The 22,587-nt window shown below is 45.2% G+C and carries 19 protein-coding genes; 7 read left to right on the forward strand and 12 right to left on the reverse strand.

The window, feature by feature from the left end:
• The first annotated feature begins 178 nt into the window (after positions 1-178).
• Both AB4Z08_RS24570 and AB4Z08_RS24575 read left to right on the forward strand, forming a co-directional pair.
• A complete protein-coding gene (locus tag AB4Z08_RS24570) occupies positions 179-1,552 on the forward strand; it encodes a M20/M25/M40 family metallo-hydrolase (RefSeq protein ID WP_441576436.1) in 1,374 nt (457 codons plus the stop codon).
• Between the two features lie 23 nt (positions 1,553-1,575).
• Positions 1,576-1,965: a hypothetical protein gene (locus AB4Z08_RS24575; protein ID WP_441576437.1), complete on the forward strand. Its 390-nt coding sequence runs from the start codon at positions 1,576-1,578 to the stop codon at positions 1,963-1,965.
• A gap of 119 nt (positions 1,966-2,084) precedes the next feature.
• On the opposite strand, the gene AB4Z08_RS24580 is transcribed toward AB4Z08_RS24575, so the two are convergent.
• From AB4Z08_RS24580 to AB4Z08_RS24600, 5 genes are all read right to left on the reverse strand, one after another.
• Positions 2,085-2,798, reverse strand: a complete 714-nt coding sequence (locus tag AB4Z08_RS24580; RefSeq protein ID WP_441576438.1) for an SAM-dependent methyltransferase — start codon at positions 2,796-2,798, stop codon at positions 2,085-2,087.
• Entirely contained in the window at positions 2,798-3,562 is a 765-nt protein-coding gene (locus AB4Z08_RS24585; RefSeq protein ID WP_441576439.1) for an EI24 domain-containing protein, read from the reverse strand. Before AB4Z08_RS24585 ends, AB4Z08_RS24580 begins: the two co-directional genes overlap by 1 nt.
• 222 nt (positions 3,563-3,784) lie before the next feature.
• Positions 3,785-4,798, reverse strand: a complete 1,014-nt coding sequence (locus AB4Z08_RS24590; RefSeq protein WP_441576440.1) for a PorP/SprF family type IX secretion system membrane protein — start codon at positions 4,796-4,798, stop codon at positions 3,785-3,787.
• A 172-nt stretch (positions 4,799-4,970) separates the two neighbouring features.
• Positions 4,971-5,624 carry a uracil phosphoribosyltransferase gene (gene upp / locus AB4Z08_RS24595; RefSeq protein WP_441576441.1) on the reverse strand — a complete coding sequence of 218 codons (654 nt, stop codon included), beginning with the start codon at positions 5,622-5,624 and terminating at the stop codon, positions 4,971-4,973.
• Between the two features lie 43 nt (positions 5,625-5,667).
• Positions 5,668-7,590: a YfbK domain-containing protein gene (locus tag AB4Z08_RS24600; RefSeq protein ID WP_441576442.1), complete on the reverse strand. Its 1,923-nt coding sequence runs from the start codon at positions 7,588-7,590 to the stop codon at positions 5,668-5,670.
• Positions 7,591-7,689: 99 nt separating this feature from the next.
• On the opposite strand from AB4Z08_RS24600, the gene AB4Z08_RS24605 reads away from it, so the two are divergent.
• Complete coding sequence (locus AB4Z08_RS24605; RefSeq protein ID WP_441576443.1) at positions 7,690-8,778, forward strand: anhydro-N-acetylmuramic acid kinase; 1,089 nt, start codon at positions 7,690-7,692, stop codon at positions 8,776-8,778.
• Between the two features lie 116 nt (positions 8,779-8,894).
• Here AB4Z08_RS24605 and ade read toward each other — a convergent pair whose 3' ends face one another.
• Positions 8,895-10,538, reverse strand: a complete 1,644-nt coding sequence (ade, locus tag AB4Z08_RS24610) for an adenine deaminase (protein WP_441576444.1) — start codon at positions 10,536-10,538, stop codon at positions 8,895-8,897.
• Positions 10,539-10,657: 119 nt separating this feature from the next.
• On the opposite strand from ade, the gene AB4Z08_RS24615 reads away from it, so the two are divergent.
• Positions 10,658-11,374 carry a hypothetical protein gene (locus AB4Z08_RS24615; protein WP_441576445.1) on the forward strand — a complete coding sequence of 239 codons (717 nt, stop codon included), beginning with the start codon at positions 10,658-10,660 and terminating at the stop codon, positions 11,372-11,374.
• 69 nt (positions 11,375-11,443) lie between these two features.
• On the opposite strand, the gene AB4Z08_RS24620 is transcribed toward AB4Z08_RS24615, so the two are convergent.
• Positions 11,444-12,448 (reverse strand): helix-turn-helix transcriptional regulator, encoded by a 1,005-nt coding sequence (locus tag AB4Z08_RS24620; RefSeq protein ID WP_441576446.1) that lies wholly within the window; start codon positions 12,446-12,448, stop codon positions 11,444-11,446.
• A gap of 139 nt (positions 12,449-12,587) precedes the next feature.
• Between AB4Z08_RS24620 and AB4Z08_RS24625 the strand changes: the two genes are divergently transcribed.
• A complete protein-coding gene (locus AB4Z08_RS24625; RefSeq protein ID WP_441576447.1) occupies positions 12,588-13,208 on the forward strand; it encodes a hypothetical protein in 621 nt (206 codons plus the stop codon).
• Between the two features lie 215 nt (positions 13,209-13,423).
• A complete protein-coding gene (locus AB4Z08_RS24630) occupies positions 13,424-14,059 on the forward strand; it encodes a peroxiredoxin (RefSeq protein WP_441576448.1) in 636 nt (211 codons plus the stop codon).
• A gap of 653 nt (positions 14,060-14,712) precedes the next feature.
• On the opposite strand, the gene AB4Z08_RS24635 is transcribed toward AB4Z08_RS24630, so the two are convergent.
• The 4 genes from AB4Z08_RS24635 to AB4Z08_RS24650 all read right to left on the reverse strand — a co-directional run bounded on the left by AB4Z08_RS24635 (position 14,713) and on the right by AB4Z08_RS24650 (position 20,450).
• The gene (locus AB4Z08_RS24635; protein ID WP_441576449.1) at positions 14,713-15,459 is read right to left on the reverse strand and encodes an RluA family pseudouridine synthase; all 747 of its coding nucleotides are present in this window, start codon (positions 15,457-15,459) and stop codon (positions 14,713-14,715) included.
• 15 nt (positions 15,460-15,474) lie between these two features.
• Positions 15,475-17,250: a pseudouridine synthase gene (locus AB4Z08_RS24640; RefSeq protein WP_441576450.1), complete on the reverse strand. Its 1,776-nt coding sequence runs from the start codon at positions 17,248-17,250 to the stop codon at positions 15,475-15,477.
• A gap of 58 nt (positions 17,251-17,308) precedes the next feature.
• Positions 17,309-18,352: a 23S rRNA (adenine(2503)-C(2))-methyltransferase RlmN gene (gene rlmN / locus AB4Z08_RS24645; RefSeq protein WP_441576451.1), complete on the reverse strand. Its 1,044-nt coding sequence runs from the start codon at positions 18,350-18,352 to the stop codon at positions 17,309-17,311.
• 151 nt (positions 18,353-18,503) lie between these two features.
• Entirely contained in the window at positions 18,504-20,450 is a 1,947-nt protein-coding gene (locus tag AB4Z08_RS24650) for a hypothetical protein (RefSeq protein WP_441576452.1), read from the reverse strand.
• Positions 20,451-20,659: 209 nt separating this feature from the next.
• Here AB4Z08_RS24650 and AB4Z08_RS24655 point away from each other — a divergent pair, with 209 nt between their 5' ends.
• A complete protein-coding gene (locus AB4Z08_RS24655; protein ID WP_441576453.1) occupies positions 20,660-21,859 on the forward strand; it encodes a thiolase family protein in 1,200 nt (399 codons plus the stop codon).
• Positions 21,860-21,967: 108 nt separating this feature from the next.
• Here AB4Z08_RS24655 and AB4Z08_RS24660 read toward each other — a convergent pair whose 3' ends face one another.
• Entirely contained in the window at positions 21,968-22,549 is a 582-nt protein-coding gene (locus AB4Z08_RS24660; RefSeq protein WP_331964447.1) for a sigma-70 family RNA polymerase sigma factor, read from the reverse strand.
• Positions 22,550-22,587: the final 38 nt, after the last annotated feature.

Here is a 22,587-nt window from a genome sequence, read left to right on the forward strand (position 1 = left end):
GAGTTAATTTTTTGCATTCTGCAAAGGTACTAAAAAGCAGAATGGATACAGCATAAAGCAAAACGCTGCCAGGAGTGGCCATGGGAAGCGGCCGTGGCTATCTGGCACCCACCTGGATAGCTTTATGCTTTTTGCCTTCGGCTTTTTTAGTAGTTTTAACCATAAATTAACCTGCTACATGAGAAAATATATTGTGCCAATTTTATTAGCCTGTTCATTGCCAGCCCTGGCAATGGCGCAGGAGAAAGATTCAGTCACCATGAGAAAATTAGCTGACGAAGTCTTAACTCACAGCACTGCTTACGAAAATCTGCGCAACCTCACCAAAAACATTGGTGGCCGCTTAGCCGGATCTCCTCAGATGCCAAAGGCAGAACAATGGGGAGTAGCTGCGCTGAAGGCAGCAGGTGCAGATACGGTATACCTGCAGGAGTGCATGGTGCCGCACTGGGTGAGGGGAGCCAGGGAAGAAGCCCGTATTATCTCCAAACGCCGCGATTTTATACCTCCACTGAATGTCCTGGCTTTGGGAAACTCTGTTGGCAGCGGCCCGGATGGAGTGACTGCGGAAGTGCTGGAAGTCGCTTCTTTTGATGACCTGGAAGCCAAAAAAGACAAGGTAAAAGGAAAGATCGTTTTCTATAATGTTCATTTCAATCCCACTTATATAAAAACATTCCATTCCTATCGTGATGCCGTGATGTATCGTGGGGTGGGAGCCAGCAGGGCGGCTAAATACGGCGCTTTGGCAGTCATTGTGCGCTCTATGTCTCACGGCGCCAATAACTTCCCGCATACAGGCGCTATGCGCTACGACAGTGCTTATCCCAGGATACCTGCAGTCGCCATTGGTTTGGAAGATGCCGATCGCCTGAGCCAGCGCATTAAAGACGATACCGATGCCAGGGTATTCCTGCGCACCAACTGCGAAATGCTGAAAGATGTAGTGGGCCATAATGTGATCGGAGAACTGAAGGGAAGCAAATATCCGGATCAATACCTCACCGTGGGCGGCCACCTCGATTCCTGGGATGTAGCCGAAGGTGCTCATGATGACGGGGCCGGTTGCGTGCAGTCTATTGAAGTATTACGTGCTTTCAAAGCGCTGGGAATAAAGCCGGAACATACATTGAGAGTGGTATTGTTTGCCAACGAAGAAAATGGCACCCGTGGTGGTACCAAATATGCGGCAGTGGCAAAAGCAAAGAACGAGCAACACATCTTTGCGCTGGAAAGTGATGCGGGTGGCTTTACCCCACGTGGTTTTTCCACTACGATGGATGCTGCTAAAAAAGCAAAAATTGCCAGCTGGAGACCACTGTTTGAGCCTTACGGCATCTATGATTTTAAAGAAGAAGGTGGTGGAACAGACGTAGGTCAGCTGAATGAGGCATTGGGTACGCCTATGGCTGAACTTTTTCCTGACTCACAACGTTATTTCGACATTCATCATGCCGCTAACGATGTATTTGAAGCGGTGAATAAAAGAGAGCTGGAATTGGGTGCTTTTGGTATGGCCGGTTTGATTTATCTTGTAGATCTGAATTTCTGATCATCCATCACTAAAATGTCCTTATGGGTCGCTTTGTCTTTATTGTTGTAAGTATTATTGTACTGGTACTGGGAGGTATATTCTTCTATAAATACTATTTTGTTTTCGGACAGGGAGTAAAGGCAGGTGAGCTGAATTATTTTGTGAATAAGGGATTTGTGTTTAAAACCTATGAAGGCAAGCTGATACAGTCAGGGTACCGGGGGAAGGTGGTAGGAACGATTCAGTCAAATGAATTCCAGTTTTCCGTGGCCAATGAACGGGTTGCGCAGCAATTGATGACAGCCAGCGGTAAAGTAGTTGAGCTGCATTATAAAGAGTACCTGGGCGCTATTCCCTGGAGAGGTTACAGTCCCTTTATTGTGGACAGTGTTATTTCCATCAAAGATCCCAACAGGCAGGAGCTTCCATAAAGAATTACGAATTTCAAATTACGAATTACGGATTTGCGGGTAGATGATAAACGTGGATATTATCCTTTACGTTATCTACCTGCAAATCCGTAATTCGTAATTTGAAATTCGTAATTCTTTTATTCGCTTGCTGCCAACAGCAGAAATATGGCCGGCCTCTTGTGAAGGTCAGGTATCTGTTGTTTCCATTCTTTCACTGTCTTTGTTTTAATATATTCAGTAGGAGCAGTGATATCTGCTGCCACACATACTTTCGTATAGTCCTTGCAGTTATCCAGTATATCTTTCATCAGCTGGTTGTTGCGGTAAGGGGTTTCTATAAACAGCTGTGTTTGGTTTTTCTTTTCAGATTCCTGTTCCAGTTCGCGGATCATTTTTGTTCTTTCCGGTGGTTTGATGGGCAGATAGCCAGCAAACTGGAAGTTTTGTCCATTTAAGCCGGAGCCCATCAGGGCCAGCAGCATGGAGTTGGGGCCAATCATTGGTATTACTCTTGCATTTACGCTGTGAGCTACCTGTACGATGAGGTTTCCCGGATCTGCAATAGCAGGGCATCCGGCTTCACTCAGCACACCAATATCCTTGCCTTCGAGTAATAATTTTTTTGCGAGCGCCAGGTCTGGGGGCTGATTTTCATTCATGATCAGCAACTGCAGGGCGTCTATATTTATATTTCTGTCCAGCGCTTTTAAATAGCGGCGGGCGGTGCGTTCATTTTCTACATAAAAAACAGATAGCTGCTGCACAATAGCAGTTACATATGCAGGAATGCTAAATAAGGCATCGGCGCTCAGCACAGTAGGGACAAGGTACACTTTGCCAGGGGTATTCATTATTTCAGTCTTTTAGTTTGTAAGTCAATAGTAGCAGCAATCACTGCATAAGAAGGCGCCAGCATCCAACCCAACACGGGAATAAGCATGAACAGGTAAAATACCATGCCATTACCCAGGGCCATGCCCCGATGCTGCCGTATAAAATCGATGCTCTGCGACATATTTAATTTATGTCGTTCACAACTGTAATCCATCATAGAAAAACCGTAAAAATAAGATTCAATAAAGAATCCTACCATCGGCGTAAGCCAGCCAATCACAGGTATAAATGATACCAGTAACAATACCAGGATGGCGGCTGTCTGATAAACAATATTGCGGCAGGACATTTTGATACCCCTCAGGATATCCTGTCCCAGCTGCGACCAGCTGAAAGGGAATTCTTTGTGATCAAGAATGGCCTCTGTCTTCTCTGATAAATAAGAAAAAACGGGAGATGCCACTATGAGGAACAAATATTTGAAATAAGAGAAATACCAGAAAACAAAAACGATTCTGATAGAGAAGGCGACTAATATAAAAAGGAAACTTATCCAGCTGCTTTCCAGGTCCTGTACCCACTCTGTAATGTGCATCAGCTTAGTCAGGTATTCTACGAAGTCACCAGAATATCCCCATACAAAGTAAAAGCCGGTAAAAAATAACAGGCAATAAATAATGCCTGGTATCAGTATCCATTTCCATAATTTATGCTGCAGTATAAATTGGTGGGCTTTTCCGTAAGACTGAACAGCCGACAGTACTTCTCTGAATGAAAACAACGCCTGAATATTTTTAATGTAACTGAATGTGTGTTTGTTCCTGTTTTATGAAAGAGCAACGAAACTAAGGCAAAAATAACTATGATTGCTATATTATACAGCAAAAAGCAGAAAGCATAAGGCAAAAAGCTATTAAAGCGAATGATGTCAGCGAAGGAATAATATCCGCCAAGATCATTCGCTTTAATAGCTTTTTGCCTTATACTTTCTACCTTCGGCTCACTAGAAACGTGGACAGAGCGTTTTGTATTTATTATTTTCGTTCCGGGTATGAATGTAGATCAGTGAGATTTCCATACCACCACGGTAATGAGAGGCAGGGTTGAGGGTGGATACGTTGGTATCGTAGGTGAGACCAACCTGGAAACCTTTGATTTCCATACCAATGTAGGGTATGATCGCATCTTTCAGGCGATACCAGCTACCCACATAAAAAGTGGTAGGGTTGTCGTCCATATCGCTGAGAGAGAATCCGTAGGCACCCCCAAATGTGAGTTCAGAGGCTGTACTTTGCTTCATATACAGGATACTTCCGTGAAAGCGGTCTTTCCCGTTAACAGGAACAGATCCTCCGCCGTGTACCGTCCAGCGGTAGCTGAGCCGGTTTTGGGTGAGGTTCATAAAAGACTCTGTAGGCTGTGTAATATGGTAATAGGAGGCTCCCAGGTAAATATTGGAAGATTCCCCGATCAGGCCGTTATACAAAATCCCAACGTTAGGATCGAAATAAGATATTTTAGGATTCACCAGTGTTTCATTACTGGGAATCATAGGATTATACCCGTTATTGTCTATCTGATTTTCGAACTGCAGTTTGCTGTTATCCAATCTTTTTTGCACCAGTGTACCTTGCAAACCAATCGCCAGCGTATGATTTCCTTCCGGATCAAGTCCTTTGTGATAGGCTGTGCTGAAAGAAAGGTAACTGGAAGTAAGTGCACCACCGCCACTTCTGTCATACATCGCCATAAAGCCCACTCCCCAGATATCAGTATAAGAAATGACATTTTTCAGAATGCCGAAGTCTATCGCAGCAGTACCTGTTACAAACGGCGTGGCAATGCTGCGCCATTGTGAACGGTAGTTACCTGATAAACGATAATCTCCTGAAAACAAACCTGTATAAGCTGGATTAAGTGTAAGCGGTGAGGCAAAAAACTGCGAAAAGTGCGGGTCTTGCGCCCGCAAAGGATTCACATAAAGCAATATGGCCAGGAATAGTAAAGCTCTTTTCATATTAGTAAAGCTTAAAGCATAGGGTATTATGCAATACGGGTGAAGGTACATCAATTAAATCATATCTCAAATTAAATCCATGTATAAAAAAGTTGATGAAATAAAAATACGAATAACAGCTATGCTCTTTTAAAGATACAAAACTGCTATTCGTAAAACGATATATTCAGTGTTATTGTTGTAATTTATTTCCAAAAGCCAGATCCCCTGCATCCCCTAACCCCGGTACTATATAGCCCTTAGCAGTCAATTCATCATCAATATCTCCGGCCCAGATGGTCAGATCAGCTTTCGTATTACGCAGCACATATTCAATTCCAACGGTGCAGGCAATTGCTACTACCAGGTGAATATGACTGGGTTTGCCAATTTCTTCCAGGTGTTCGATTGTTTTCACCAGGGAAGCGCCGGTAGCCAGCATTGGATCGGAAAGGATCAGTACCTGTCCGTCTATGGAAGGGGTGCTGACATATTCCAGGCTGATATCAAAAGAACCATCGTGATTATGTTTGCGATAGGCAGAAACAAAGGCATGATCTGCTTTATCAAAGTAATGCAGCAAACCCTGGTGCAGTGCCAGTCCGGCCCGTAAAATAGTGGCCAATACCGGTTGTGCTTTCAATACCCGGCAAGTAGCAATACCCATAGGGGTCGTCACTTCTTTGTCTTCGTAATCCAGCGTTTTACTGATCTCATATGCCGCTACTTCCCCCAGCCGTTCCATATTACGCCGGAAGCGCATACGGTCCTGCTGAACCTCCACATTTCTGATCTCGCTTAACCATTCTCCAACCAATGAATTGGTTTCACTTAAATTGATAATCATGAGCTATCCCTTTGAGGCCGCAAATTACCAAAAAATAGTGTAACTACTCTTTGTCCTCTTTGTCCAGCAGCCTGGCTTTTTTCACCAGCTGTATAAATTCGGCGCGGTAGCCTTCGGCATCTTCACCACGTGCATTTCCTGCCCAGGACAGTACCTGTTCATAGGTAGCAGTGCCCTTGAATGCGGAGTGGCGCAGCAATTGACCAAAAGCGGCTACTGCAGTGGCCATGCGGAAATCTTCCGGTGCAGCGGTGATGGCCTGGTCATTATAAGGCAACACCTTTTCCATCAATTGACTTTCATCAGCGGAAGGCTGCTTGTAGCGCAGCTTCACCGTCAATACCTCGCTCTGGTTGCCCAGTATTTTGCCCTGTTGGTATTTCAACGGATCTACCCAATTGACGTTTTCTCCTTTTTTGCCGGAGGGAATGAGCTCATAAAGTGCCGTCACAGTATGGCCTACACCCATATCGCCTGCATCTTTCTTATCGTTGTTGAAATCTTCATTCTGCAACATCCTGTTTTCATAACCTACTAACCGGTACGCCTGCACGAACTGCGGATTGAATTCCACCTGTAGCTTCACATCTTTAGCCACGGTAAAGAGGGTACCGCCAAATTCAGTCACAAACGTTCTGCGGGCTTCTTCAAAATTATCAATGTAAGCATAGTTACCATTGCCTTTATCGGCCAGTAATTCCAGCGTGTTATCTTTTAAGTTACCCATACCAAAGCCCAGCACAGAAAGGGAAACTCCTTTTTGTCTTTCGCTTTCTATCAATCGTGTCAGCTCTCCTTCACTGGAAATGCCCACGTTAAAATCTCCGTCTGTGGCTAGTATCACCCGGGTGTTGCTGTTTTTGGAATGTAGTTCGTCAGCAATGTTATAAGCCAGTTTTATTCCTTCTCCACCTGCGGTAGAGCCACCAGCCTGTAATTGTTCTAATGCGGTCAATATCTTTTTCTTGTCGTTACCACTGGTAGCAGGTAATACCACACCCGCTGCACCGGCATATACCACAATTGCTACTTTATCCTGTGGTCGCAGTTGCTCTGTGAGCACTTTGAATGCCCGCTTTACCAGGGGGAGTTTATTCTCCTCATCCATAGAGCCGGAAACGTCCAGCAGGAATACCAGGTTGGTGGCAGGAAGGTCTTTGGTATCTACCTGTTTGCTTTTTAAAGCAATGCGAACCAGTTGGTGGCCGGTATTCCAGGGGCAGATGGCCATGTCAGTATAAATAGCTACCGGATCTTTACCAGTAGGCGCTTTGTAGCGATAATCAAAGTAATTGATCATTTCTTCTACTCTTACTGCATCTGGTGGCGGGAGCTCACCATTATTCAGAAACCGGCGCATATTGCTGTAGGAAGCCCTGTCCACATCAATACTGAAAGTGCTTAAAGGCTGATCGGTAGCGGCGTGGAAGGTATTTTCGTTGATGGCACTGTAATCTTCTGTATTAGGAGCCGGGCTGTAATAATAACCAGGAGTCGCATCGGCGGTTACGCCGGCAACACGGCCAGCCGATGCCTTCTGTACGTTATTTCCCGAGATAACGGGAGCTGCATATTCTACGATTGCCGAAGGTGCTCTGGAACCATACAGGGCCTGGGTTTCCTTCATAACATACCGGTTCTTTTGACCAGCTTTTATCACCTGCTGCAGCTTGGTTAGCTTCACCTTTAAGGTGGTTTGGGTGGCGCTGATCTTCATTGCCACCTGCTTATAATTGGTAGCAGTTACCTCAATAGTTAACGCCCCTGCGGGCACTTTCAGGCTGAAAGCTCCTTTGGCGTCTGTAGCCGTTAGAAAATCTGTGCCTTTTACACGTACCACGGCGTTGGCGATGGGGTAGGAGGCAACACTATCGGTTACTACACCGGTGATGGTTCGCTGTTGCTGTGCAGCCGCAGTAAATGCCACCAGGCAACTGAGCAATAGTAAAGCAAGATATTTTTTCATGGCGATATTATTTTCTGCCAATAGGATGGTCCGGAGGTCCCTGTTTCCATAAATCGTAAAAAAAATATTTTAAAACTACCTTTGCTGAAATTTTTGTCAATGGTATATAACGTGATTGGCACCATGTCTGGTAGCTCATTAGACGGACTGGATATAGTTTTTGCAGAACTGACGGAGATACGCGGACAGTGGACCTATGCGATCAAAGCCTCGGAGAGCCTGCCTTATGAGCCGGAATGGGTGGTGAAACTGTCCCAGGCCACTACGCTGCCAGCCAGGGAGTACCTGTTGCTGCACACCGCTTACGGACATTATACCGGGCAACGTATCCTCTCTTTTATAGAAAAAAATCAGCTGGACCATAAAATACATTTCATTGCCTCCCATGGCCATACCACCTTTCACATGCCGGCAGATAAAATGACGGCACAACTGGGAGACGGCGCTGCTATCACGGCGGTGACCAGTTTGCCCGTCATATCGGACCTGCGTGCCGTAGATGTGGCGCTGGGCGGACAGGGAGCACCTATTGTCCCTATTGGTGAAAAATACCTGTTCCCTGGATACCAGTACTGGCTGAACCTGGGTGGTATTGCCAATATTTCGGCACAGCTGCCGGAGCAATTTGTTGCCTTCGATATTTGCCCGGCCAACAGGGTGCTGAATGCCCTGGCAGCAGCGCTGAACAAGCCATATGACGACGGTGGCGCCCTGGCAGCAGGTGGTGTGGCAGATAATAGCTTACTGGAGCAGCTGAATCAACTCTCTTATTATACCGCCCCCTGGCCCAAATCGCTGGCCAACGACTTTGGTATCAATACCATCCTGCCTATGATAGCACCTATGCGCATATCTGTGCAGGGTAAACTGCGTACCTATGTAGCGCATATTGCCACGCAGGTAACAAATGCCGTAAAAGCATTGAAAGCACAAATGCCGGAAGGACCGGGAAAAATGCTGATCACTGGTGGTGGCGCTTTTAATACCTTTCTCGTTAATACTATTCAGCAACAGCTGGAACCACTGGGCATTACGATAGAAGTACCTGATGAACAGGCCGTGAGTTTCAAAGAAGCGCTGATAATGGCCCTGATTGGAACTTTGCGCTGGAGACAGGAAGATAATATATTGAGCGGGGTAACAGGTGCTTCGAGAGACTCGATTAACGGAGCGCTATGGACGTGTTGAGTTGTTAGCTGTTAGCCATTAGCTTTTAGCTTTTAGCAAAATGCAGCGAAGACATGAGCAAAAGTTAAACAATAACTACGCTCATGTCTTCGCTGCATTTTGCTAAAAGCTAAAAGCTAATGGCTAATAGCTATAAGTTCAAATTTATCTCCATCAAATAGTCCGAGGTCGCTCAGTTTTAAATGTGGGATGACCAGCAGGGCCATAAATGACAGGGTCATAAAAGGAGAAGCCAGTGTAGCACCCAGTGCCTTGGCTGCTTTGTCGAGTGCGCTGTATTGTGCGGCCACCGTATATCCGTTGAGGTTACTCATTAATCCGGCTACGGGTAATGGTAATACCTGCGCTGTGTTGTTGGCTACCACACTGATGCCACCCTGTTCGGCTATTACGGCATTGATGGCAGCAGCAAGACTTTCATCATCAGTACCTACTGCAATAATGTTATGGCTATCGTGCGCAACAGAAGATGCAATGGCGCCATGTTGCAGACCAAATCCCCTGATAAATGCTACTGCAGGTGGTGCTGCCCGGTATCGGTTTACCACTGCCAGTTTTAAAATATCTTCTTCGATGCTGCCTTGTAATACACCATTGCTGACAGGTAATGCGGCAGTGATGGCATTGGTAATCAGTTGTCCGTCCAGGGCTTCTATCACTTTTGCCTGAAAGGCAGTAGCGTTACTATCACTAACGGGTATACGAAAATCATCTGCCTTTACCGGGGCGCATACAAAATTGTTAACCGGCGTAGAAGGAATGGAATCGATCAGTGTATGGCCGTTTTCCGCGACTTTTATGCCGCGGATATATGTTGCAAGAATGTTAAAGTTTTGAAGATCGTCTACTATAATAAAATCCGCCGGGTCATTTTCCTTCAGTAACCCGTTATCCAGCTTGTAATGCAGTACGGGGTTGATACAGGCGGCCAGTAATACTTTAAAGAGATCAATACCATATGCCAGGGAGCGCTTTACCAGCAGGTTGATATGTCCTTCTTCGAGGTTGTCAGGATGCTTATCATCACTGCAGAACATGATCCTGGTGGGATGGTCGTGCAATAGTGGATATAGTGCTTCAAAGTTTTTGGCGGCGCTTCCTTCCCGGATGAGAATGTGCATGCCATGTTGCAGCTTATCCAGTGCTTCTTCTATCGTAAAACATTCATGATCGGTGCTGATGCCGGCCGCGATATATTCGCGGGCAGCTTCGCCGCGGAGGCCCGGCGCATGGCCATCCACGGGCTTATTCACTTTTTTGGCGGCGGCTATTTTGGCCAGTACTTCCGGGTCTTTGTGCAGTACGCCCGGGAAGTTCATCATTTCAGTGAGGTATTTGATATCATCGCGTTGCAGCAGTGTTTCCACGTCGGCCACGCTGACAGTAGCGCCGGCTGTTTCAAAAACTGTAGCCGGTACGCAGGAGGGTGCACCGAAGTTAAACCGGAAAGGCACTTTTTTTCCATTTTCCAGCATATATTCCACCCCTTTTATACCCATTACGTTGGCGATTTCATGAGGATCGCTGACAGTAGCAATTGTGCCGTGAACAACCGCCAGCCGCGCAAATTCCGAAGGAATGAGCATGGAGCTTTCTATGTGTACATGGGCATCTGTAAAGCCCGGGAGCAGGTAGTTCGGATATTTGTTGGTGTTGCGTTCAATCCTGCGGATATAGCCTTCTTCGATATGCAGTGTGGCCGGATATATTTCCTGTTGTAGTATATCAACCAGGTTGCCTGAAATCTGGAATGTATTCATGCTGTAAATCTAAGAAATAGGTCGCATTTTCAAGCCTGGCTTATTTTTTGGAAAGATGCGCAGGAGATGTTTTTTGGTTATCTTTATTTGCCTAAAAAACTGGCATCAAAAATTCTTTTATGACAAGGATTAAATTTTTTACGCTGTTAGCAGCGCTGTTGATAGCAGGTGCAGCCACTTACGCTCAGACTGTGGATGAAATCATCGCAAAGAACATTGTCGCCATGGGTGGACAATCGAAGCTGAAAGATATTAAATCGCAGTATATAGAGGGCAACATGGAAGTGCAGGGTATGACGGTGCCTATCAAAAGATGGGTGAAACAGGATGAAGCCATGCGTTTGGTGTTTACTGTGCAGGGATCGGATAACATTCAGGTAGTAACGCGGACCAATGGATGGAGCCTGATGCCGGTGATGATGCAAACGCAGGCACAGGATATGGATCCTCAGATGCAGAAGCTGATGCAGAGCCAGCTGGATGTAAGAGGAGAGTTGTATGATTATAAAACCAAAGGCAAAAAGGTAGAGTTGTTAGGAAAGGATTCTGTAAACGGATCTCCTGCCTATAAGCTGAAAATTACGTCAGCTGATGGTTTGGTAGGTACTGCTTTCCTGGATGCCAAAACTTATTTGTTAGTGAAAGCTACTAATAATGTGAATCTCCAGGGGCAGGATGTGGAAGTAGTAACGTTGATGTCTGATTATAAGAAAACGCCGGACGGGCTTGCGTATCCAGGTACTACCGAACAAAGTCCGGGTGGCGTGAAAATTAACATTGTGAAGATAGAAACCAATCAGCTGGTTGCGGATACTTTGTTTTCAAAACCACAGTAATATTTTTCATTCAGATCAGCTGGTGTTACCGGACATGTTTCTTTATCACCGGCTGATCTGAATTGTCCATTATTTATATAGTGTGGTCATTGCTTTGGCTTCTTCTGCCATTTTCTTTGCCAGGTGTGCCGGCTGCAGCACTTTTACCTGGGCGCCATAACTGAGCAGGGTCATGGTGAGTTCAGGGTTGATAACAACGTTCAGGGATATACGGCATTCTTTGCTGTTATCTTCTACTACTTTCTGAGAAGCGTGAATAGGCTGTGATTTCACATATTTCCCTTGCCGGGGCACAAAACTCAGCAGTACATTTTCGGGTTCTCCGTCATGTACCGTGATGCCGATAGCGTGTTGAAAATAGCTGGCATCATCAAAATTCTTTTCATCAAAATGTTTATTGGTAGGCCAGAGTTTCACGACCCTGTCCAGTGCAAATGTAACCACGGCTCCTCCGCGGGTTTGCTGGCTTTTTCCTATGAGGTAAAAGCGGTGTTGATATTCGCGCAGGTGATAGGGTTCTACCCAATGTTCCTTGGGCTCATCGCGGTCAAAGCTCTGGTAGGCAATGCGTATAACTTCCAGGTTTTTGATGGCGTCCACTATTTCCGGAATATGCTCTGCTCCTTTGTATTGAGAGGTGCGGGTAAACTTGATCAGGCCTTTATGTTGCAGGGCTTCCCTGTTCATTTTGAGGCTGGCGGCTATTTTCAGAATGGCATCTTCAAACTGTTGTACCACTGGTAAACTGCGGAATTGTTCCAGTATGCCGATTGCTATTTCCAGTCCCTGGAGATCTGCTTCTTCAATAGGAGAGTTACCAATGGAAAAACCTTCTTCCGAATAGCGGTAGGTACCACTACTGCGGTCGTACACAATAGGCGCCATATAATTCAGTTCCGGGTCCTGGCGCATGTCCTGGATGTCTTTCTGGATGGTACGGACGGATATTCCTGTTCCCATTTTATCAGATACATATTCGATCAGGTCTTCCAGGGTAGGTTTGGGCTTCTGCTTGTTGCGCAGGCGCTCGTCAATCCAACGGTAGCGCGACACCGCGTCTTTGTTCTTTGGCAAAAGATAAAATTTAGATAATAAAAATACGCAATTCCAGCTTTTGCAAACAGGATTAAAAAAATTATAGCGAAAAGATCACTACGCAAATTCTTTGCGTGCAGCGCGGTTAGATTTGTATTGTTATTAAAACCTGATGGTTATGAATAAGGTAAATACAACAACAGCTATTACGCAGATGCAGGCTATTTCAATTGGACAGATCATTATGGATGATTCCAATTACCTGACGCTCTGGGGCCAGGTGCTACAGGATAATGTGTGGTACCCCTGTGATTTTGTAACGACTTATGAAGTAATGAATACCATGCTGCGTTTCAGCCAGGACAAGCATGACGCTGTGCAGATGACGATTGTGAAAAAGCTGGAAGACATGTGTCGTGTTCCGGATATTATTGATCTGGAAGCGGAACTGGGCACAACAGTAGTTTTTGATAACCTGATTTTTTATATGAGAAGGCCCTGCCTGCAGCAGGATGATAACTGGGAGGCATATGCAGATGAAGAGTGTTACTATATAGAAAGGGTAGTACAACTACCCGTTGTGCCCATCCTGCCACCCGCTGCACGCTATGACGCGGATGATATACACGAGAGAATGGAGTACTGTATACAATTACTCCATGATGCCTATAACCTATACCTTGGATTTATTGAGATAGAACTCGGGGATGAAGCTGCCCGAATAAAAGCCGGACTGGAGGATGATAACAAATTCAGTATGGCCTATTATGCCTGGCAGCTACATACCTCAAATACTTAAGCCCCTGTCATCCATATTTTTATCTATTGAATTACCCCTTTTATCTGTTGACCTTAACCCCTTTGTATCCATTTGAATTAACCCTGTTGTACATTGTTTGTTAGCCCCAATTCCCTCTCCCAGGAAAAAATATCAGTTAAATTGAGAAAAAATTCCCTTAAAGTCTATAAATTTTGTAGGAAAATGCTATTTTTGGTCAATTAAATCGTGAAACTATGAGTTTAAGACTGGGAGATGCTGCTCCTAATTTCAAAGCCAATACCACTTTAGGAGAGATAGATTTTTACGATTTCCTCGGTGAGGGCTGGGGTATATTGTTTTCACACCCGGCAGATTTTACTCCGGTATGTACTACTGAGTTAGGTAAAACGGCTTTATTGGCGGAGGAATTCGCAAAACGCAATACCAAAGTACTGGCGGTGAGTGTAGATCCATTGGATAAACACCTGAGCTGGATAAATGATATTAACGAAACACAACAGTGTGACGTAACTTTTCCTATTATTGCAGATGAGAATAAAACAGTGGCTAACTTGTATGACATGATTCATCCAAATGCCTCTGAAACTTTTACAGTAAGATCCTTGTTTATCATAGGACCAGACAAAAAAGTAAAACTCATCATCACTTATCCGGCCTCTACCGGCAGAAATTTCGTTGAAGTACTGCGTGTACTTGATTCTCTGCAGCTGACTGCTAAATACAGCGTTGCTACTCCGGCAGATTGGAAAGATGGTGAAGATGTAATCGTTACAGCAGCAGTGCCTACTGCAGATATTCCTGCACGTTTTCCGAAAGGCCATAAAATTATCAAGCCTTACCTGAGAACAACACCGCAGCCAAACAAATAATACCACAAAGAAGCCGAAAGGCTCTTCTTATAAAGATTTTTTAATGGTTGGTTTTTGATTTTTACGAAACGGGGATTTCTCCCCGTTTTTTTTATGCGCGTAAGTTTTTGTCTTTGTCCAGGATTATACTGGATCAAGTTGAAAACCAGGGGAATAGTGTAAATTTTAAGCATAAAGTTTAGTCAATCTATAAGGGAAGAATGCTACATATCTGAGGCTACCAACTGCCCGAAAGCCTGCATCACGGATACCGATGCTATGCTTAGCACCCGCTAAGCAGGTGTCGTATCATTGCAGTAGAGGTGGACTTGATGTGGACTTGAGGTGGACTTGAGGTGGACTTGATGCGGGGATGAGTTCGGGATATATAACCCGTATGAAATTGCATCAGAAGATGGATAAAGGTCAGAATTGGCCATAGTGGCGCAGCTTCCGTACCAGGCTGAAGCAGTGGAAAGAGATATACTTTTGTTTTGGGACAGGATGATACTGATTTTGATGATTTTTCGGATTATGCTAAAAAGATGAGGGCAGATATCAGCGGATTTATCCGCTGATATCTGCCCTCATCTTTTAAAATCATCTGTATCACAAAGGAAAAATCGTGAAAATCATGTACATCAGTATCATCCTGAACAAAGACAAACCCCACGCTATTCTTCGCTGCTTACAGGCTGTTTGCCACGGTGCTTACGCAACTGCGTCAACAGGGCACTCATATCTTTAGGCAAAGGTGCCTCAATAGTATATTCCTTACCATTTGGATCCTTAAAGATCAGCATTGACGCATGTAATGCCAGCCTGCTCAATAAAGGACGCTCTTCTTCTGTATGCTTGCCCAGTTTGAATTTCTTCTTGATACTGGATAACAACACTGGTTCAGCACTTCCATAAAATTCATCTACAGCAATTGGATGCCCCAGGAATTTCATGTGAACCCTGATCTGGTGCGTACGGCCGGTGTGAATCTGCATTCTTACCAGGCTGTAAAGACCAAATTCTTCCAACACTTCATAATCAGTAGAGGAGGGCTTGCCTTTTCTGTTGGTGACCATTTTACCTTTCTGTACAGGGTGTTCCATGATCCCCTCACTTACATTGCCTTGTTTAGGCGTAGGCTGGCCACTTACGAGCCCCAGGTAAAACTTTTTCACATCCCTGCTTTCAAAAAGCTGAGAGAAGTATTTATGTGCTGCTTCGTTGCGTGCAAACAGGATAATGCCACTGGTTTCACGGTCCAGTCTATGCACCGTAAATATTTCACCATAAGCCTTTTTCATGATAGCAATCAGCGATGCTAACTCATTATCATGACGATCAGGCAGGGTAAGCATTCCTGACGGCTTGTTTACAACAACAAAATCAGGCGTTTCGAGTATAATATGATCAACTAATCGCATCAGGTTATTCGGCAGTTATTTTTTAAAATGTTTCAGCAGGATGACCTCTTTTTCATTGAGGAAGCGCCATTGGCCGCGGTTCAATGTTTTTTTGGTAAGGCCTGCGTACATTACACGATCCAGCTTTTCTACCGTATACTCCAGGTGCTCAAAAATACGACGCACAATACGGTTTTTACCGCTGTGAATTTCAATGCCCACCTGTTTCTTATCCTTAGGATCTACGTATCCGAGTGCATCTACAAAGGCAACACCATCTTCCAGGGTTACACCTTCAACGATTTTTTCAAAGTCACCTTTTGTCAACGGCTTATCCAGTTCTACCTGGTAAATCTTTTTGATGTTGTGCTTTGGATGCGCCAATGTTTGCGCCAGTTCACCATCATTGGTGAGCAGCAGCAAACCGGAAGTATTGCGGTCCAAACGGCCCACAGGATACACCCTTTCATTTTCAGCAGCGTCCTGGATCAGATCCATTACGGTTTTGCGACCTTCAGGGTCATCGGTAGTGGTGATGTAGCCTTTTGGTTTGTTGAGAAGAATGTACACCAGGTTCTTGGTTGGCGTAATTTTTTTATCCTGCATCGTTACCACATCGCTGCTGGTCACTTTGGTAGCAGGCTCGGTTACTACCTTACCATTTACGGTTACTTTTCCTTCTTTGATCAGGTCTACCGCTTTTCTGCGGGAGCAAAGACCACAATGGGCTACAAATTTGTTCAACGGCATTTCACCCGGGCCAAAAATGCTTTCCTTACCTTCTTGTTCTTGATCGCCCCTTACTTTGCCGGCTTTTTTTTTATCTTGTTTGTCCGCGAAACGTTCATTGGTTTTATCAAAGAACTTTTTACGGTTAAATCCGCTCGGAGTATCTCTTTGCGCGGATTTTCCACCTTTTTTATTTTCACCGTGAAAGTGGAAGGCGCTATCATCACCTTTTTTTGCAGCTCCAGCTCCGTAGGTACGTTTCCGTGGTGGTCTTTCACCGCCATTGTCTTCTTTATCGAAGCTACGGGTACGTTCGGGGCGTTCGCCATCTTTTCTGAATGCGCTGAATGCACGATCACCGTCTGGTTTGTCTTTTTTGTCGCTGTCAAAGCCGCCACGTTTATGTGCAGGCTTTTCATCGCTGTCAAAACGTTTGCGGGAGCCGGGTTTGTCGTCACGTTTGTGACCGCCGAAAGAGCGTTTTTCGTCTTTATCACCGAAGCTACGCTTAGGTCTGTCTTCGCTGCTACCGAAACTACGCTTAGGTCTTTCGTCTTTATCACCGAAGCTGCGCTTAGGTCTGTCTTCGCTGCTACCGAAACTGCGTTTAGGTCTTTCGTCTTTATCACCGAAGCTACGCTTAGGTCTGTCTTCGCTGCTACCGAAACTGCGTTTAGGTCTTTCGTCTTTATCACCGAAGCTGCGCTTAGGTCTGTCTTCACTGTTACCGAAACTGCGTTTAGGTTTATCTTCACTATCGCTGCCGAAAGTACGTTTACGCTGCGGCTTATCGTTGCCCAGGCTATCGGTGGCCGGTCCGTGTTTGCGGGCTGGTCTGCCAGTACTGTCGAAGGTGCGTTTGCGGAAAGAAGGTTTCTCATCACCCGATTTCTCGCCTTCAAAGCGTGGTTTACGGGAAGATGGTCTGTCATCTCCACTGCGGTTATCTTTTGCAGATGCCCTTCCTGGCCTTTCGCCATCGGCGGAGGAGCGGTTGCGGTTGCCTGCTGGTTTGTCGCTTTTACCAAACTTATTATCCCTTGATGGGCCAAACCCTTTTTTAGCAGGTTGTTTTTTCTTCATAAATTATTATTGATTGATGATCATGCGTACATGACCAATAGAAATATTATTGTAATGATCAGCCTTTATTGGCCAGTTGTCCACATGCAGCATCGATATCTTTACCACGACTGCGGCGCAGCCTTGCATTCACCCGGTTTTTTGTAAGATATTCCATGAACTCTTCCGCTGTCTGTGAATCCGGCTTTTGAAAACGGGCAGCATCAATAGGATTGTATTCGATGATGTTCACCAGGTCAGCAGGTACCTGCCGGTAAATTTTAATCAACTCATCTGCATCTTCTTTTGAGTCGTTAAAATCTTTGAAGAGAATATATTCGAAAGAAATTTCATTTTCAGTAGCCTTATAGAAGTAGTTCAGTGCTGCTATCAACTCCTTCAAATTGTTGGAATCGTTGATAGGCATGATTTCACTGCGCTTTTTATCATTCGCGGCATGTAAGGAAATGGCCAGGTTAAAACGTACTTTATCGTCACCCAGCTGCCGGATCATTTTGGCCACACCAGCGGTTGAAACGGTAATACGCTTTGGCGACATGCCCAAACCATCAGGAGAAGTAATGCGTTCTATAGCATGCAGTACGTTCTTATAGTTGAGCAGGGGTTCACCCATGCCCATAAATACGATATTGCTGAGTTTTTTGCCATATGATTTCAGGGCTTGCTGGTTTATCAGGGCCACTTCATCATAAATTTCATCGTAGTCCAGGTTACGTGCACGATCCATATAGCCCGTAGCACAAAACTTACAGCTTAAACTACAGCCTACCTGGGAAGACACACAGGCGGTTTGCCTGCTATCTGTCGGGATCAGCACACCTTCTACCAGGTGGTTATCATGTAAGCGGAAACGACTCTTAATGGTACCGTCAGTACTCTGTTGTACAGTATCCACCTTTACGGCCGGCAATGAAAAATGTTCTGTTAGTTTTTGTCTTAATTCCTTGGAGAGATTGGTCATAGCTTCAAAACTATCAGCATGACGCAGCCAAAGCCACTCATACACCTGTTTTGCGCGGAAAGGCTTTTCACCTATTGACCCGAAATATTCCTGTAAAGCCGGTAAACTTAAATGCCGGATGTTTTTATTGTCAGACTTCATTATTGACCATTAATTGAGCAAATGGCTGCCTTACGGCAGTCGGAAAGTAACGGCAAAGATACGTAATATTGGCGTACTGACAGAATGTGCCCTTAAAAGTAATGCCACAGCCGTTTCCAGCTGTGGCATCTGTGTAAGTTATGTATTCGGTTTATTTCATCCATATCGCGGCAAAGCGGGAAGAATTGTCGTATCCCTGGATACGATACAACTGAAATCCCTGGCCGGTGAGGTCGTTGAATTTGGCCTGGTAATCGGCCGGACTCATATTCATGTAAGAATAATATGCTTTGTTCTTAGGCCACCAGAGCCCTCCTACGTTGTTCTGGTTACCGTTTTCCTCCACATTCACATTCACGGTCATCAGACCCGCCTTATTCATTTCATCGAATTTTTTGGCAAAATCGGTGGTATTCATGCCATAATACATATAAAATCCACCTGGATTGCTGCTGCCAAAAACACCGGCATGATAGCGTTTGCCTCCCACATAATATACCACATGCTCTGTTACCCGCATTTTTCCCTGTTCTACATAAGTTTTCCATTTAGCGGCGTAAGCATCATCGGTAACATTGTGTACGGCCGCAAAGTTTTCACCACCACGTTGCTTCCAGATCACGGTAAACAGTGGATTACCTGAATTATCGTTGGTCACAGAAATCTGACGGGGAATATAGCCCTTGCCATAATACTCATCAAAGTATTGCTGGTACTGGGTGGCGCTCATATTAATACGGCAATACCATTGTGATGGCAGCCCATACTGGAAAGAGCCGGAGGCCAGGTATTTGTTGCCGGATTTATGTACGCTCAGGGTTTGCAGCGCCATGCCCATACCGGTATAATAGCCCCAGTAGCGGGTGATATGCTCTACCGGCACATTGTGAAAAGAAGGATAGAAAGGTGCAAAGAAGCGGTTAAAGGCACTGTTGGCACCTATGTCATAACAATCAATGTTACTGTTATCGGCTTTAGCATAAACACCATAGGCATCTACCTCCATCCAGTCTACACCCGTAGAAGGATTCGGGCTTTTAATCCATAACATAAAGTGAAGGTGATTATTAGCGGTATTAGGATCACTGGGCGTACCATCCTGGTTAAGCCCCCATCCTGCGCCACCAAAACCGGTGTTACCGGACCACGCGATCTGCTGGCCTGCATATACCTGATCTCCGGCTTTCACCTTCAGCTTCTGTTCATTGGTACCCCATAACAGTTTGGAAGGGTTAGGGAGATTAGCGAATTTCTTGTACTTCGTATCCCGCGCATCTTTGTTAGAAGGATCACTTACAGGTGTATTTTTCGCGTTTTGTACATCATGATCAAAACCGCCGCGCAGGTGGAAATAGCCGGTGCGGTAAAGCGTTCCATCGGAGCCGGTATGTTCGATAATCACCACATTGCCAAAGAAGGCATCCCACATAGCAGTTACCACTTTGCCGGAAGCCGAGGCATACACACCAAAAGTGGGATCAATACCGGGGCCGTAGGCATCGGATGTTTTAAGAAAATCTACAGAGCCATGGCCGCTGCCACTGTCATAGATCCAGGCACCGGCAGGATACACTTTACTATTTGTAAACGGCATGAAGAAAGGCACTTTAGGCGTCAGACTTTCTGCATAAGTCCTCGCATCTGCTTCATTGCCAAATACAGAAGCGGGTGATGCGTAAAAGAGATTTTTATTGGCTGCCTGATCTTTAATGGTATAGCCACAGCACCCAATGGTAACTGTAGGTGTGGTGCAGAATGCAGGCATATTTCCCTTCATAACAGTCACCTTGTTAGGGGGAAGTAAATGGAGGTTGTCTACACTGATCAGCTCAGTTTTGCTGTCAGTAATACGATTCCATTTAGGCGCGGCCTTCAGCGCCCTTACATTAACATTGCTGCGTAAAGCAGGATTAGCTACCGGTTTTTGTTGCCTGGAAGGTTCTTCACCTTCCATAATTTTAGCGGTAGGCTTAATAGGTCTGTAAAGTAATTCAGACAGATTTGCATCATTTTCTCCAGGTGGTACCTGCGCTTTGGTGATCATGGGAATGGTGCACAGCAGGGCTGCGAGCCACAGGAGGCTACGTACGTGTTYCATCTTTTTTGGGGTTAATATTTATTAAATATGATAAATGATAGGTTGCAAAGCTAACTAACTGTGGAAATGGATCAAGCACCATTTACTGAAAGGCGGGAATAGGATTATATCTGGCGGGTTTTGTATTTCTGCCGCAATAAATGAGGGTGATGTTTTATTGGCCGAGTTGGCAGGATATGTTTTATTTGCATATAAACCAAAACACTTACATGCAAGTTGCTTACATAGTAGATGCAGTACGTACACCTATAGGCCGCTATGGTGGCGCTTTAAGCACTGTCCGCCCGGATGACCTGCTGGCGCATGTGATCAAAGCATTAATGAAAAGAAATGCGACTTTAGATCCCGCTGTAATTGAAGATCTGATAGCCGGAGCAGCCAATCAGGCCGGAGAAGATAACAGGAATGTTGCCCGTATGGCTGCATTGTTGGCCGGATTACCGGTAACAGTAGCCGGTAATACCGTAAATCGTTTATGCGCTTCCGGTATGCAGGCCATTATGGATGCTGCCCGTGCAGTGATGTGTGGAGAGGGCGATGTGTACCTGGCCGGGGGCGTAGAAAGTATGACGCGCGCACCATTTGTAATGGCGAAATCAGATGGAGCTTTCAGTCGCAAAACGGAGATATATGATACTACTATCGGCTGGCGATTTACCAATAAGCAGCTGGCAGACATGTATCATCCGTATGCGATGGGAGAAACAGCGGAAAATGTCGCAAACCAATGGAATATCGGAAGAGAAGAACAGGACATTTTTGCTTTGCGCAGCCAAACCCTTTACAAGCAGGCATTGGATGCCGGTAGATGGGAGGATGAAATTGTGCCGGTAGAAATTACACCCAATAAAGACGAACAGGTGATCTTTTCAAAAGATGAGCATCCCCGGGAAACCACGTTGGAAAAGCTTTCCGGACTGCGTCCTGCTTTTGCAAAAAATGGTTCTGTGACAGCGGGAAATTCTTCCGGTATCAACGACGGTGCAGCTGCAGTATTGATTGTATCTGAAAAAGCATTGAAACAGTTTAACCTGCAACCATTGGCGCAAATAAAGAGTATGGCGGTAGCGGGAGTGGACCCTTCTATCATGGGAATTGGCCCGGTACCAGCTTCTAGGAAAGCGTTGCAACGCGCAGGTATCACTATAGATCAGTTGCACCTGGCGGAGTTGAATGAAGCTTTCGCTGCGCAATCAATAGCATGTATACGTGATCTGGCGTTGAATCCTGATATTGTAAATGTGAATGGAGGAGCGATTGCTATCGGGCACCCGTTGGGTTGTAGTGGTGTACGTATTACTACTACGTTATTACATGAAATGAAACGCAGACCAGGGGCTAAATACGGTCTTGCTACCATGTGTGTGGGGGTAGGCCAGGGCGCTGCAATGATATTTGAAAAGGTGTAGTTTTTGAAAAAGGGGAGCAGGAAAAGTTCAGTAGGGTTTCCCTAAAATACCGAGCGGTCGGACATTACATCCGGCCGCTCGTTGCTGGCAAGCAAAAAAAAGGGTTCATCATAGACAGATTTGTTTCTCCGTCATCATTTTTCGGAGATTGATCAGACCGTAGCGCATCCGACCTAATGCTGTATTAATACTCACTTGCGTGAGATCTGCAATTTCTTTAAAACTTAGTTCTGCGTAATGGCGAAGAATAATTACTTCCCGTTGCTCTTCCGGCAGCATGTCCAGCATTCTGCGAACGCGGTCATGGCTTTGACGGGTAATCATCTTTTCTTCTGCGCAACTGTCACTGAATCCCAGTACATCAAAGATGTCTTTATCATCACCTGTTCTTATCATAGGTGTACGCTTGATCTTCCTGAAATGATCTACACATAAATTATGTGCAATGCGCATAGCCCAGGGTAAAAACTTCCCTTTCTCCGTATAACGTTCAGCCCTGATAGTATCAATAATCTTAATGAAGGTGTCCTGGAAAATATCCTCTGCGAGGAAAGAATCTTTCACCAGTAATAGGATAGAAGTGAACACCTTGTCTTTGTGACGGTGTACCAACTCTTCTAATGCGGAAGAATGTCCCTTTTTAAAGAGAGTAATCAACTGCTCATCGCACAATTTGTACATTACTTGCATAAACTTCTACAACTAGGCGGGTTAGTAAATAAATTACA

Origin of the sequence: Chitinophaga sp. RAB17 (assembly GCF_052114225.1) — a bacterium.
In the GTDB taxonomy this organism is placed as follows: domain Bacteria; phylum Bacteroidota; class Bacteroidia; order Chitinophagales; family Chitinophagaceae; genus Chitinophaga.